Consider the following 15,006-nt stretch of genomic DNA (forward strand, 5'->3'; position numbering starts at 1 on the left):
TTGAAAAATTTTAAATTATTACTTGTTTTTGTATTTACTTCGGTTACTTTAACTGCTCAAAAAGCAACCATTAAAGGTACTGTTAAAAACACTTCAAAAAATCCCATTGAAGGTGTTTCAATTAGGTATGCAAATTACGGAACAACTTCAAATAAAAATGGAGAATACGTTTTGCAAGTATCTGCTGAAAAAGAAATTTCAATTGAATTTAGTCATGTTTCTTATAAAACGCTTATAAAAAAAGTTACAATTCCCAAGAACAAAACATTCCGTTTCTCCCCTACTTTAACTATTAAAATTGAAGAAATTGAAGAAGTACTTGTTGAAGATCGAAAAAAAAATGCTCAGGGAACTTTAACTATTAATACAGAGTCTATTACAAAAATACCAGGTGCAAATCAAGGTGTAGAAAATATTTTAATGACGCTTCCTGGTGTAAATAACAATAACGAATTAAGTACTCAATATAATGTAAGAGGTGGAAATTTTGATGAAAATTTAATTTATGTTAATGGCATTGAAATATACAGGCCTTTTTTAGTAAGATCTGGACAACAAGAAGGTTTAAGTTTTGTAAATAGTGCTATGGTACAAAATGTGAATTTTTCTGCTGGTGGATTTCAAGCTAAATACGGAGATAAATTAGCGTCTGTTTTAGATATAACGTACAAAACACCGAAAGAATTTGGTGCTACTGTAAATGCAAGTCTGTTAGGTGGAAGCATTACCGCTGAAGGAGTTTCAGTTAATAAAAAACTAAGTGCTCTAATTGGAGTGCGTTATAGAGACAACAGTCTTTTTATTAATAGTAAAGATATTGAAACAAATGCTAAACCTAACTTTACCGATGTTCAAGCATTTTTATCATATGTAGTAAATCCTAAATTAAAAATAGACTTTTTAGGTAATTATTCATTAAATAATTATAAATATATACCTACAACTAGAAGAACCAAATTTGGAACTATTACAGATCCTCAAGAATTAATAGTTTATTATAACGGACAAGAAAAAGATAAATTTGAAACCGTATTTGGTGCTTTAAAAGGAAGTTACAAGGTAAATAACAATTTAAATCTCACTCTTACAACATCTACTTATCATACAATTGAAGAAGAATATTATGATATACTTGCAAGTTATAATATTGGAGAAGTAAATAACGATTTTGCTTCAGAAGATTTTGGTGAAGTTGAATTTTCTGAAGGAATTGGCTCACAATTAAATCATGCAAGAAACGCCATAGATGCGCTTATTAGTAATTCAGAATTTAAAGCAAGTTATAAAAAAGATAACTATCAATTAGATGTTGGTTTAAAATATCAATATGAAGACATAAAAGATCGTATTAAAGAATGGGAAGTTATTGACTCTTTAGGTTTTAATGTACGACCACCAAGTTTTACGGGTAATAATCAGCCTTACGAGCCTTTTACAGGAGAATTAACACCTTACCAAGGTATAGATACCGAAAATCATATTAAAATAGATCGGTTAATTTGGTTTGCTCAATACAGCCAAAATAGGGAATGGAACAATCATAAAATATGGTATAATTTAGGGCTACGTTCTCATAATTGGAATGTAAATGGTGAAAACCTTGAAACTTCAAATCAAATTATTTATAGCCTTAGAGGACAGTTTGCAATAAAACCAGATTGGGAAAAAGATATGCTTTTTAGAATTGCTGGTGGAATGTATAACCAACCACCATTTTATAAAGAATTAAGAGATTTTAATGGAGCAATAAATACCTCTGTAAAAACACAAAAATCTACTCAAATTGTTTTAGGAAACGATTATAGCTTTAAACTTTGGAACAGACCTTTTAAATTAATTTCAGAAATATATTATAAAAATTTAACCAATATAAACATTTATACTGTTGATAATGTTAAAATTAGATACAGCGCAGATAATAATGCTAAAGGTTATGCTACCGGTTTAGATTTAAGGTTAAACGGTGAGTTTGTTCCTGGCACAGAAAGTTGGGTAAGCATTGGTTTTTTAAAAACTGAAGAAAATTATAACAATCAAGGCTATATTGCTAGACCTACCGATCAGCGTTTTAAATTTGGAATGTTATTTCAAGATTATGTACCAAACATTCCCAATATTAAAATGTATTTAAATTTAGTTTTCAATTCAGGTTTACCTGGCGGTGCTCCTTCCTATTCAAACCCTTACAACTACCAAAACAGATTAAATGCTTACAAAAGAGCAGATATTGGAATTTCGTATGTTTTTGCAGACACCAACAATATACACACATCTGGTTGGTTAAAAAACATTAAAGAATTAGCTCTAGGTTTTGAAATATTTAATATGTTCGATGTTCAAAACTCAATTACCAATACTTGGGTTAGAGATGTTTATTCTAAGCAATTTTATGGAATTCCAAATTATATGACTCCAAGAGTTTTAAACATTAAAATGGATATAAAATTTTAGTACAACATCTATAATTCCAAAAAACATGTTAAAGCAACACAAAACAGTGTTTACTCTTCTTCGTAACGCTTCATTTCTCTATCGTAAAATTCACTAGCTTGGTCAATAAGCGCAGCAACTTCTAGTTCTAATTCTTCTCTATCAGCGCCTTCAAAATCTTCTAACCATTCAATTTCATCATCAATTAAATTAATGATGAATCTTGGAAATTCTGTATGAATTACAAAAATATCATTTGAACAATCTGTATTATCTCCCATTAAAAATTTAGGTAACTCCATTTTTTTCTTGAATTAGTTTATTTGTTAAATAATTAAACCTTATAAATAATAATATTGCAGATGTAGTAAGCCCGACTAAAAGTCCAATCCATATTCCAAAGGTACCTAAACCTGCTTTAGTACCAAAATAATAACTTATTGGAAAACCTATAATCCAATAGGCAACAAATGTTAACGCAGAAGGTACATTTACATCTTGTAAACCTCTTAAACCTCCTAAAATAACAGCCTGAAGACCATCTGACAATTGAAAAAGTCCTGCAATTATTAATAATGTTGATGCTATTTTAATTACTTCCACATTTTCAGTAAATATTAAAGGTAAAAAATCTTTAAATACCATAAATCCTACTGAAAAGGAAGCCATTAAAATTAAAATCATTAAAAAATTTGAAAAAGCAATACGCCTCAATTCTTTATAATTTTTTAAACCTTTTTGATTTCCAACTCTTATGGTTGCTGCAACGCCTACTCCAACTGCTACCATAAATGTTGACGATGATAATTTTAAAGCAATTTGATTTGCTGCTTGTGGAAATGCGCCTAAAGTACCAGCTAACAAAACAGAAGATGTAAATAAACCTACTTCAAAAAGCATTTGTAAAGCAGTTGGAAAACCTAATTTTAAAATTTTTGAAAAGCGTTCTTTTTTCAACTCATCAAATTTTAGCCTTTTCAGATAAACGACAAATTTTTCTTTTCTCGCTATCATAATGTATATAAAAAACACCATAACAAATCTAGAAATTAGTGTACCTAAAGCTGCACCTACCAATTCTAAACGCGGAAAAATCCAAAAACCATAAATTAGCGTAAAATTTAAAACAACATTTACAACATTGGTTAAAATTGTTGCCCACATTGCATATTTTGTCTGCGATAAACCATCTGCAAATTGTTTAAAACCCTGAAAAAGCATTAATGGAATCATAGAGAAAGCAACAATCTCGTAATAAGGAATTGCTAAAGCAACCACTTCTTCTGGCTGATCAAGATGATATAATATTGGTTTTAAAAACAACAAACCAATAAACATTATAAGTCCAATAATTGCTGTTAAAATAATACCATGTTGAAAAATACTTCTACCTTTTTCTTTATCTCCTTCACCATCAGACTCAGCAATTAATGGAGTTATTGCAAAAGAAAATCCTAAACCTACAGAAAGTGTAATAAAAAAAATACTATTTCCTAAAGATGTTGCAGCCAATTCTACAGCACCTAATCTTCCAACCATAATATCGTCGATTAACCCAACTAATAAATGACCTAAAGAGCCCATCATTATTGGAGTTGCCAACTTAATGTTGTTTTTAAATTCTGAAGTGTATTGTTTTAATTTCAATTCAATTATTTTAGGCTGCGAATATACAAGATTTTATAGCTTTCCACAGTTTTAACTATCAAATAATTAAAATCGTTGAAAAATTATAAATAGCACTAAATAATAAGGTATAAAAGTTGGTTAAAAATTAAATTTTTAAATAGATTCTAAATATTTTCATAAAATACTTTAATTTAATTCATATATTTTAGTTTTTAAACTAACTTTGATTTTTTAACTAAAAAACTATAAATATGAGTAAAATAACATTAAAAGGAAATCCTTTTAAAACTTCAGGAAAATTACCAAAAGTAGGTAAAAATGCACCTAAATTTTCTTTAATTAAAGCAGATTTATCTAAAGCTAAATTAAAAGATTTTAAAGGTTCTAAATTAATTTTAAACATATTTCCTAGTTTAGACACTGGTACTTGTGCTGCTTCGGTAAGAAAATTTAATGAAGAAGCTTCAAAATTAGAAAACACAAAAGTACTTTGTATTTCAAGAGATTTACCATTTGCTCAAGCACGTTTTTGTGGTGCTGAAGGTTTAGAAAATGTAATTACACTTTCAGATTTTGCAAAAGGGAAATTTGGAAAAAATTATGGATTAACAATTAAAAATGGACCTTTAGCTAACTTACATTCTAGAGCAATTGTAGTTATTAACGAAGAAGGTATTGTTACTTATACAGAGCAAGTTCCAGAAATTGCTGACGAACCAAATTATGAAGCTGCTATAAAAGCACTTTAATTTATGAATTCTGAAAGTAATTTTATTTTAAATAGAATTAAGGCTGTAAAATTTGCAGCTAAAGGATTTTGGATTTTAATTACATCAGAAAAAAGTATTATAGCTCAAGTAATTATTGCTGTAATAATGACCATTTTTGGTTTTATTATGCATATTTCTGCTACCGAATGGATGTTCCAAATTTTTGCAATTGGACTTGTTTTGGTAGCAGAATCTTTAAATACAGCTATTGAAAAATTAGCTGACTTTATACATCCAGAATATCATAAAAAAATTGGAACCATTAAAGATATTTCTGCAGGTGCATCTTTTTTTGCTGCAATATTTGCGGTTATTATTGGTTTTATAATCTATATTCCTAAATTATTTTAGTAATACAACTGCAATCACAATAATTTTATATTTTTGCGGCATATAAATTCCTATGGCTAAAAAGAAAGAAACAATGTCTAAAACAAAGCGTAAACCACGTTTTCAAAAAATAAAAACATTTTTTGGAAATAGGCAAACACAAACTTTAATAGGTGCTTTTATAGTATTATTTGCGGTATTTTTAATTATTTCTTTTTTATCCTACCTATTTAATTGGCAAGAAGACCAAAGTCAACTTTCTAGTTTTACGGATAAAAACATTACTGTAAAAAATTTATTAGGCAAAATTGGTGCTAGTATCAGTCATTTTTTTATTTATGATGGTTTTGGAATTGCATCATTGTATATTCCTTTTATTTTATACTTAACCGGAATTGCTATTTTTTTAAAAGGAAGCATTAAACATGTAAGAAAATATTGGGGATGGGGAATTTTAGGTATTATTTGGTTTTCTGTAACTACGGGCTTTTTTAGTTCAAAAAATGCATTGTTACCGGGTATAATAGGTTTCGAATTAAACAATTACTTACAACAATTTTTAGGAAAAACAGGATTACTATTAGTACTACTATTTTTATTAATTTCGTATTTAGTAATACGATTTAAATTAACACCAGAAAAAATTAAAAACCTTTTTCCTGAGAAAAAAGTAATAACTAATTCAGATTCAAAAACTTCACCAGAAAAAATTAAAAAACCTATAGAACCAACTATATCAACACCTACTTCTACAGAAGTTAAAGAAGAAATTATAGAACCAGAAATAACAACCGATTTTGATTTAGAATTAGATACTACAAAACCTACTTTAGAAAAACCTAAATCTAATAAAACTAAAGATCAAGTAACAATTGATGTAGAAAAAGTTGTTGAAGAAAGCCATGTTGAAGAAAATATACCTAATAAATTGGTTGAAGATTATGGCGAATTTGATCCTACATTAGAATTGGGTAGTTACACCTTCCCTACTTTAAATCTTTTAAAAGATTACGACGAAAGTATTTCTATTGACCAAGAAGAATTAGAAAATCATAAAAATAGAATTGTTGAAACATTAAACAACTATAATATTGGTATCGCAAAAATTAAAGCTACTGTTGGTCCAACTGTAACACTTTATGAAATTGTACCAGAAGCAGGTATTCGAATTTCTAAAATTAAAAATTTAGAAGACGATATTGCGCTATCACTTTCTGCAATGGGTATTCGTATAATTGCGCCAATACCTGGTAAAGGAACTATTGGTATTGAAGTTCCAAATAAAAAGGCAACCATGGTTTCAATGAAATCGGTAATATCTTCAGCAAAATTTCAAAACTCTGAAATGGAATTACCAGTAGCAATGGGAAAAACAATTTCTAACGAGACATTTGTTTTTGATTTAGCTAAAATGCCGCATTTATTAATGGCAGGTGCTACAGGACAAGGAAAATCGGTTGGTTTAAATGCTGTATTAACTTCACTTTTATATAAAAAACATCCTGCTGAAGTTAAATTTGTATTGGTAGATCCTAAAAAGGTAGAACTAACATTATTCAATCATATAGAGCGCCATTACCTTGCAAAATTACCAGATACAGAAGACGCAATTATTACAGATACTGCAAAAGTAATTAATACCCTTAATTCTTTATGTATTGAAATGGATAACCGTTACGATTTGCTTAAAAAAGCTATGGTTCGTAACATTAAAGAATACAATACAAAATTTAAAGAACGAAAATTAAATCCAGAAAATGGCCATAAGTTTTTACCATATATAGTATTGGTAATTGATGAGTTTGCAGATTTAATTATGACTGCTGGTAAAGAAGTTGAAACACCTATTGCACGTTTAGCTCAATTAGCACGTGCAATTGGAATACACTTAATTGTTGCAACACAACGTCCGTCTGTAAATGTAATAACAGGTATAATTAAAGCCAATTTCCCTGCAAGAATTGCATTTAGAGTTACTTCAAAAATAGATTCTAGAACTATTCTAGATGGAGCTGGCGCTGATCAATTAATAGGTAAAGGTGATATGTTATTTACTAATGGAAATGACGTAATACGCTTACAATGTGCATTTGTAGACACGCCAGAAGTAGAAAGAATTACTGATTATATAGGTTCTCAAAGAGCATATCCAAGCGCTTATCTATTGCCAGAATACAATGGTGAAGAAGTTGGCACAAGTCTTGATGTGGATATTAGCGAAAGAGATGTTTTATTTAGAGATGCAGCATTGGTTATTGTACATGCGCAACAAGGTTCTGCTTCTTTATTGCAACGTAAACTAAAATTAGGTTACAATAGAGCAGGTAGATTGATAGATCAATTAGAAGCCGCAGGCATCGTTGGTCAATTTGAAGGTAGCAAAGCAAGACAGGTGTTGGTTCCAGATGAAATGGCTCTAAATCAATTATTAGACGGGGAAAAATAATATAAAAAGTTTATTAACAAATCATGAAAAGAATTATACTAGTACTAAGTGTTTTTTTATTATCTATAAACGTATTTAGTCAAGATGCAAGTAAAGCAAAAGCCTTATTAGATCAAGTTGCTCAAAAAGTAGAAGGATACTCTAACATTTATCTTGAATTTAACCATCGCATAGATAACTATGATGCTGATGTACACCAAGAAACCTTAGGAAGCGCTACACTAAAAGGAGACAAATACCATTTAAAATATATGGGCACAGAACAAATTTTTGATGGTAAAAAAACATATATTATTATTCATGAAGATGAAGAAGTAATCATTCAAAAAGCTTCAAACAATAATAATTCTACACTAACTCCTTCAAAAATATTTTCATTTTATAAGAATGGGTTTACGTACGAAATGGGCGATTTAAAAAATCTAAAAGGAATTAAAATTCAATATGTAAAATTAACACCTACAGACAGTAACTCTGAAATTAAAAATGTTATGGTTGGTATTGATAATAGAACAAAACACATTTACAATATTATTGAAACTGGAAAAAACAACACAATAACAACACTTGAAGTAAGAACTTTTAAAACAAATCAACCTATTTCGGAAAAGCTTTTTATCTTTGACGAACAAACTTTCAGAAATAAAAAAAATTACACCATTTCTGAACCAAATTAATAGCGTTGAAAATATTTGATAAATACATTTTAAAAAGCTTTCTACGGCCACTATTAGCCACATTTTTTGTGGTTCTTTTTGTGCTTGTAATGCAAGCACTCTGGTTAGCTTTTGACGAAATTGCAGGTAAAGGAATTGATATTTTCTTTATTTTAAAATTTCTTGGATATTTATCCTTAATACTTACACCTACTGCCCTACCAATTGGTATATTGTTATCATCAATTATGGCTTTAGGCAATTTATCTGAAAATTACGAATTTGCCGCTATAAAATCTTCTGGTATTTCTTTAAAAAGAGTTATTAGACCATTGGTTATATTAACAATTCTTTTAAGTGCCTTAAATTTTGTTTTCTTAAATAATGTATACCCTTGGGCAACATTAAAACAAAAAAACCTGTATTTAAATATGAAAAAAAAGAAACCAGCTTTGGCACTGGTTCCTGGCGCATTTAATACAGAAATACCTGGATTTAACATTAAATTTGATGAAAAATATGGCGAAGAAGAAAATTTGCTTAAAAATGTTCAAATTGCAGATTTAACTCTTAATCAAGGAAAAGTAAAGATAATTACAGCTGAAAAAGGTGAAATCTCTACCGAAGAAGGTAGTAAATACATGACCTTAACATTGCAAAATGGTAATTATTACGAAGAACATAGCAAAAGAGCTATGACTCAAAAAGAACGAAAAAAAATGCCTGCTTCTGCAGCTAAGTTCGATACTTATACCATTAATATAGATATTTCTTCATTTAATGATGATGAAAATCTCGACAATGAAGATGTAACACAACATCACGGAATGTTAAGTATATATCAATTAGATTCTATTTCTAAAATAGAAAAATCTAGTTATGACAAACACTTAGAATTACGTTCAAATAACTTTTATAAAACCATAAAAGCTAATAGACTGTATAAATACCCAGATTCTATTAGAGATACTATTTTAAAACCAGAAATTTTAGATAACTTCTCTACTGCTAATAAAACAATTATCACAAGAGATGCATTACAAAATCTAAAAAGATCAACAGATAGAATTAACAATCAAAAAGAAAAAATTAAAAGAGATAGAAAGCGTCTAAATTTATATGATTACGAATATAATTACCGCTTCTCTTTTTCATTAGCTTGCCTAGTACTCTTTTTTATAGGTGCTCCTTTAGGTTCAATTATTAGAAAAGGAGGTTTTGGATTACCAATGATAATGGCAATTACAATTTTTGTAATTTATTTTTTCATTTCACAATTTGGAAAAAATCTATCAGAGGAAAGTGCAATTACAACTTTATTAGGTGGGTGGATTTCTACACTAATATTATTACCATTTGGTTTATTATTAACCCGAAGAGCTACACAAGGAATGGGAGTATTTAACATAGATTCCGTTTTAGAATCCATAAAAAAGTTTTTCAATAGATTTACTAAAAATTCAACTAAACAACCATGACAATCTTAACAAAAGAAATAAAATTAAACACAATTGAAGAAGCAATTTCAGATATAAAAAATGGAAAAGTAGTAATTGTTGTTGATGATGAAAACAGAGAAAATGAAGGTGATTTTGTAGCTGCTGCAGATAAAGTAACTCCAGAAATGATTAACTTTATGGCTACTAATGGTAGAGGTCTTATCTGTGCTCCTATTACTGAAAAAAGGTGTAAAGAATTAAATTTAGACCTAATGGTTGGACTTAATACCGATCCGTTAGGAACAGCTTTTACAGTTTCTATAGATTATCATGGAAAAGGTGTTACTACCGGAATTTCAGCTCATGACAGAGCTATTACTGTAAAATCTTTAACTGAAAGTGAAACCAGACCACACGATTTAAGTAGACCTGGACATATTTTTCCTTTAAAAGCACGTGAAGGTGGTGTTTTAAGAAGAACTGGGCATACAGAAGCAATTATAGACTTAGCGCGTTTAGCAGGTTTAAATCCAGCTGGTGTTATTGTTGAAATAATGAATGAAGACGGTACGATGGCACGTCTTCCTCAATTAGTAAAAATTGCAAAACAATTTGATCTAAAAATTATTTCTATAGAAAAATTGGTTGAATATAGAATGCAACACGATTCGCTAATAGAATTAACAGAAGACTTTACCATAAATACACGTTTTGGAGATTATAGATTAAGAGCCTACAAACAAACAACTAACAATCAAGTACATTTATCTTTAACAAAAGGAACTTGGACTGAAGGTGAAGAAGTTTTAGTTAAAGTAAATTCTACGTTAGTAAACAATGATATTTTAGGTACATTAACCAAAAACCCTGATGACAAATTAAAAGGTGTTTTTGAGGCCATTAATAAAGCTGGTAAAGGAGCAGTTGTTTTTATTAATCAAGAAAATCAAAATTTTAATTTACTTACTAGATTGGCAATTTTAAAAGAAAGTCAAGCTAACAACCAAACATACACTCCTAATTTAAAAATGGATGAAAAAGATTTTGGAATTGGTGCGCAAATTTTACACGATTTAGGTATTACAAAATTAAAAGTACTTTCAAACGCTACATCTTTTAGAAAAAGAGTTGGTATGACTGGTTATGGAATTGAAATTATTGAATACGTAAATTATTAGATTAATACTAATCTAATATTTTTAAACCCATATTTTAATTGATAATGGGTAGCTGAGCAAGGTAGAAATTGAGTCGGAATTTTTTATCGCTGTCATTTCTGCCAAAGCTGTAATTTAATTTCATATCGTATGGATTCCTACCTTTGCAGGAAAAGACAAATTTAGAGCTAATTTTATGTTCATAAAACAACTATTTTTTTACAACTAACAATGAAAAAAATTAATACAACTCTAATAAAATGCTTAATTTTAGTTTGTAGTTGTTCTTATATTTTAGTTGCTTGTAAAAAAGAACATCTTCAAAAAAAAGAAGCTGTTGCTATAAAAAACGCCTATACAATTAATGGTACTTTAAAGAACTTTCATCCACGAGAAGTTTATTTAAACAAAATAATTGAAAATTCTATATATGTAATTGATTCTTCAAAAGTTGTAAACAATACATTTTCTTTTAAAGTTTTTGTAGAACACCCAGAGCGTTTTGCTATTAGTTTTAAGCAATATTCTTCAACAGTAATATTAATAGTAGAAAATACAGATATATCTATAACAATTGATGCTGAAAATTTTGAAAACACTCAAATAGAAGGTTCGAAATTAAATTCAGAACTTAAAAATTATCAATCTAAATCTAAAAATATATTTAAAAAAATAACCTATCTATTTCCTCAGTTTCAAAAATATAGATTGGAAAATAATGCAAATCAATTGGCTAAAATCAATGCTAAAATGAAAGAAATTGAACAAGAATATATAGATTTTAGCTACAATTATATTGAACAAAATAACAACTCTTATATTGCTGCAATGATTTTAAGAGATCAATTAAAAAATACCGAAATTGACACTCTAAAAATTATAAATTCGTACAATAAATTAACCGACAGCATTAAAAAATCACCTGATGCACATATAATTGCACTAACTTTAAACTTACATTAAAAAATTTAAATCTGAGTTTGGAGGCAACTCTATAGGTTGTTTTCCTTGCTGAAACAAACGCGCAAATAACGGTCCTTTTAAAACAGCTTTACTTCCATTTACATGAATCCAACTCCCCTCTCTTAAACCTAAAACAGGTATTTTATTTAAGGTATGAAACTCATTAATACGTGTTTCTCTAGTTTCTCCCATATGTGTTGAGTTTGGATCAGGATCTAAATAATGAGGGTTAATATTAAAATTAATAAAACCAAAAGATTTAAAACTTGGTGGGTAAATTATTGGCATATCATTGGTGTTTTGAATGGTTAAACCAGTAATATTACTTCCTGCACTAGTTCCAAAATAAGGTGTACCATTTTCTACAACATTTTTTAAACTCGAAATCACTTTAGTATCATACAATTGTTTTAGCAATAAAAACGTATTTCCTCCTCCGGTAAAAACTCCTTTAGCACTATTAATTGCTTCAAACGGGTTTGTAAATTCGTGAATACCTCTAACTCTTATATTAATTTTTTCAAAAGCAGCACTTGCAATTTCAGTATAAGCATCGTGTGAAATTCCTCCAGGTCTTGCATACGGAATAAATAAAATTTCGCTAACACCTTTAAAAAATTCAGACAATTCAGGTAAAATATATTCTAAATATTTTTTACCATGTACTGTAGAAGTACTTGCTATTAGTAATTTTTTCATAAAAAATAAAGTTTTATCAAATATACTATTTTTATTGCTTTTAACATTAATTTACAATAGCCTTAGTACTATTTTAAGATTTCAATTACGTTCTTTGTTATAATGAAATTAAACTTAACCAACTTAACTTTTTTCATTTTAATAACTACAAATGCTTTTTCACAAGAAAAGTCTGCTACAATAATAGGAACCATATATAACGCAAATAAACCTATTGGCAATATTCATATAGTAAACTTAAATAATAAACTTGGTACCATTAGTAATAACGATGGTACATTTAAAATTTTAGCAAAACAAGGAGATATCTTATTATTTTCATCTATTGAATATCAAAATAAAAAAATTACTATTTCAGAGTTTCATCTACTTTCAAATGTATTAATTGTAAAATTAGTACCAACTGTAACTATCTTAGATGAAGTTTTTTTACATGGATTAACAGGTAGTTTAGAGACAGATTTTAAAAAAACACCGAAAGATACAGCTGTAAAGCCTAACTTTGTATACAAATTAAGTGATTTAGATAAAAAATTACCTGGTGATGAATTTGGATATAAAAAAAAGGTAAATGCTGAAACGTTTACAAACCCTTTATATATTGCTGGTGGTGGTCAAGGAAGTAAATATAATAGACAGTTAGAAAACGAAAGAGCATTAAAAAGAAAACTTAAAAAAAAGAAAGATTTCCCTTTTCAACTTAGAAAACGACTGGGTGATGATTTTTTTATAGCAACCTTAAAAATACCCAAAGACAACATTTATTTGTTTATAGATTATTGTGAATCTAAAAATATTTCTAATAAATACTACAATAATAAACTATTAGAAATTATTGAGATTTTAAAAGAAGAAAGTACCAATTATAATGAAATTAAAAATTAAAAAACATCATTTAATTTGTTTTTTTGTTGTGTTTCAACACATAAACACAAATGCTCAAATTAAATATATTACATTTTCTGGAACTGTTTTTGACACAACAGAAACATTAGCAGACGTACATATTGTTAATTTAAACAACAAAATAGGAACAATTAGTAGCGCCACCGGAACTTTTAGTATTACAGCTTCAGTAGGTGATGTTTTATTAATTTCTTCGATTCAATATGAACCTTTAAAAATTAAAATAACCGAAGAACATGCACTCACCAAAAATCTAAGTATTTTATTAGAACCAAATATAAATAAGCTAGATGAAGTTTTTTTAAACGGTTTAACAGGCGATTTAAGTTTTGATTTAGCAAATAAGCCAAAAGAAACACTGCCTAAACATTCATTTTCTTTTGATAGAAGTCAGGTTAATAAATTAGGAGCAGATTATGCTAGCGATTTTTCAAAAGCTCCTGATGCAAGAAAATTAACAGACCCTACAGCTGCGGGCGCCGGTGTTGGTACTGGTTTTTCGTTACCTGACAGAAGACTTGAAGTAGAAAAAAAATTAAAAAGAGAACTAAAAGAAGATCTTAAATTTCCTGATAAACTAAAAAGAAAATTAGGAACATCATTTTTTGTAAACGATTTAAAGATTCCTGAAGATAAAATTTATAACTTTATTAATTATTGTGAGCATAGAGATCTCGTTAAAAAATTCAACGAAAATAAAATGTTTCAAATCATAAAAATTTTACAAGAACAAAGCATCCTATATAATGAAATTCAAAAATAAACTTACAGCATTATTACTATTTCTTTTATGTACAAGTACACAATTATTTGCTCAAAAATCACTTGTAGTAATTGAAGGTATTGTAAAATCTGACTCTACATTTTTAGAGAGTATAAATGTTTTAAACCGCACCCAACAACTTGGCTCTGCCAGTAATGCTAAAGGAGAGTTTACATTACATGCAAAACTTGGAGATTCTATTTTATTTTCTTCTATAAATTATAAAAATAGGGTTATTAAAATTTCAGAAAAACATATTAACGAAAAAAAAATACTTGTTTACTTAGAACAAAATTTTAATGAATTAGATGAAGTTTTATTAAATCAAAAAATAAGATTAAATTTTGGAAACATTGATGTTCAAAAAGGAATGATTTTAAATACCACAGAAAACAGTAAGAAAAAAGGACCGGATTTACGTAGAATGACAGATCCTACTTATGGAAATACTGGCGTTGACTTTATTTCAATTTTAAGTTTAATTACAAAAGGTATACGAAGTAAAAATAAAGCAAGAAAAGCTTCTGAATTAGAAAATCAACGTCTTTTAGAAGAATTTCCAACTAAATTATATACACTTTATAAAGCAGATTTTTTTATTGATGAATTAAAAATCCCAGATCATAAAATTTATTTATTTTTAGAATATTGCCAAGAAAATGGATTAAGCAATCACATAAACAGTACAGAATTTCAAATTAAAAACTTTTTAATAGTACAAAGTAGAAAGTTTAATAAAATAAATGAATAATATATTTTAAAGCTACTTAACCATATTTTTAAATCATTTTTTGTTTCTTGCAACTTATTATTTTTAA

The 15,006-nt window shown here is 28.2% G+C and carries 14 protein-coding genes; 11 read left to right on the forward strand and 3 right to left on the reverse strand.

The genetic code is table 11. The annotated features are described in order from the left end of the window. Entirely contained in the window at nt 1-2,451 is a 2,451-nt protein-coding gene (locus MKD41_RS04620; protein ID WP_240244269.1) for a TonB-dependent receptor, read from the forward strand. A gap of 50 nt (nt 2,452-2,501) precedes the next feature. On the opposite strand, the gene MKD41_RS04625 is transcribed toward MKD41_RS04620, so the two are convergent. Together MKD41_RS04625 and MKD41_RS04630 are read right to left on the reverse strand one after the other, a co-directional pair. Continuing rightward, nucleotides 2,502-2,732, reverse strand: coding sequence for a hypothetical protein (locus tag MKD41_RS04625; RefSeq protein WP_240244270.1), 231 nt, complete (start codon nt 2,730-2,732; stop codon nt 2,502-2,504). After that, entirely contained in the window at nt 2,719-4,077 is a 1,359-nt protein-coding gene (locus tag MKD41_RS04630) for an MATE family efflux transporter (protein WP_240244271.1), read from the reverse strand. Before MKD41_RS04630 ends, MKD41_RS04625 begins: the two co-directional genes overlap by 14 nt. Before the next feature lie 233 nt (nt 4,078-4,310). Here MKD41_RS04630 and tpx point away from each other — a divergent pair, with 233 nt between their 5' ends. The 7 genes from tpx (at nt 4,311) to MKD41_RS04665 (ending at nt 11,820) form a co-directional block, all read left to right on the forward strand. Next, entirely contained in the window at nt 4,311-4,808 is a 498-nt protein-coding gene (tpx, locus tag MKD41_RS04635; RefSeq protein WP_240244272.1) for a thiol peroxidase, read from the forward strand. Between the two features lie 3 nt (nt 4,809-4,811). Next, the gene (locus MKD41_RS04640) at nt 4,812-5,180 is read left to right on the forward strand and encodes a diacylglycerol kinase (protein WP_240244273.1); all 369 of its coding nucleotides are present in this window, start codon (nt 4,812-4,814) and stop codon (nt 5,178-5,180) included. A gap of 52 nt (nt 5,181-5,232) precedes the next feature. Then, the gene (locus MKD41_RS04645) at nt 5,233-7,605 is read left to right on the forward strand and encodes an FtsK/SpoIIIE family DNA translocase (protein WP_240244274.1); all 2,373 of its coding nucleotides are present in this window, start codon (nt 5,233-5,235) and stop codon (nt 7,603-7,605) included. A 23-nt stretch (nt 7,606-7,628) separates the two neighbouring features. After that, nucleotides 7,629-8,282, forward strand: coding sequence for a LolA family protein (locus MKD41_RS04650; protein WP_240244275.1), 654 nt, complete (start codon nt 7,629-7,631; stop codon nt 8,280-8,282). 5 nt (nt 8,283-8,287) lie between these two features. Continuing rightward, entirely contained in the window at nt 8,288-9,739 is a 1,452-nt protein-coding gene (locus MKD41_RS04655; protein ID WP_240244276.1) for an LptF/LptG family permease, read from the forward strand. Then, the gene (gene ribB, locus MKD41_RS04660; protein WP_240244277.1) at nt 9,736-10,878 is read left to right on the forward strand and encodes a 3,4-dihydroxy-2-butanone-4-phosphate synthase; all 1,143 of its coding nucleotides are present in this window, start codon (nt 9,736-9,738) and stop codon (nt 10,876-10,878) included. The genes MKD41_RS04655 and ribB overlap by 4 nt, the downstream gene beginning before the upstream one ends. Before the next feature lie 210 nt (nt 10,879-11,088). Further along, a complete protein-coding gene (locus tag MKD41_RS04665) occupies nt 11,089-11,820 on the forward strand; it encodes a DUF4369 domain-containing protein (RefSeq protein WP_240244278.1) in 732 nt (243 codons plus the stop codon). Here MKD41_RS04665 and pepE read toward each other — a convergent pair. Then, a complete protein-coding gene (gene pepE / locus MKD41_RS04670; RefSeq protein WP_240244279.1) occupies nt 11,812-12,519 on the reverse strand; it encodes a dipeptidase PepE in 708 nt (235 codons plus the stop codon). The genes MKD41_RS04665 and pepE overlap by 9 nt on opposite strands. Nucleotides 12,520-12,621: 102 nt before the next feature. Here pepE and MKD41_RS04675 point away from each other — a divergent pair, with 102 nt between their 5' ends. Genes MKD41_RS04675 through MKD41_RS04685 form a run of 3 tightly spaced genes read left to right on the forward strand, consistent with a single transcriptional unit; the run spans nt 12,622 to nt 14,939 of the window. After that, nucleotides 12,622-13,404 (forward strand): hypothetical protein, encoded by a 783-nt coding sequence (locus tag MKD41_RS04675; protein ID WP_240244280.1) that lies wholly within the window; start codon nt 12,622-12,624, stop codon nt 13,402-13,404. After that, on the forward strand, nt 13,388-14,188 hold the full coding sequence (locus MKD41_RS04680) for a carboxypeptidase-like regulatory domain-containing protein (RefSeq protein ID WP_240244281.1): 801 nt from the start codon (nt 13,388-13,390) through the stop codon (nt 14,186-14,188). The genes MKD41_RS04675 and MKD41_RS04680 overlap by 17 nt, the downstream gene beginning before the upstream one ends. Further along, on the forward strand, nt 14,172-14,939 hold the full coding sequence (locus MKD41_RS04685; protein ID WP_240244282.1) for a carboxypeptidase-like regulatory domain-containing protein: 768 nt from the start codon (nt 14,172-14,174) through the stop codon (nt 14,937-14,939). Before MKD41_RS04680 ends, MKD41_RS04685 begins: the two co-directional genes overlap by 17 nt. Nucleotides 14,940-15,006 lie beyond the last annotated feature (67 nt).

Source organism: Lutibacter sp. A64 (assembly GCF_022429565.1).
GTDB lineage: Bacteria > Bacteroidota > Bacteroidia > Flavobacteriales > Flavobacteriaceae > Lutibacter.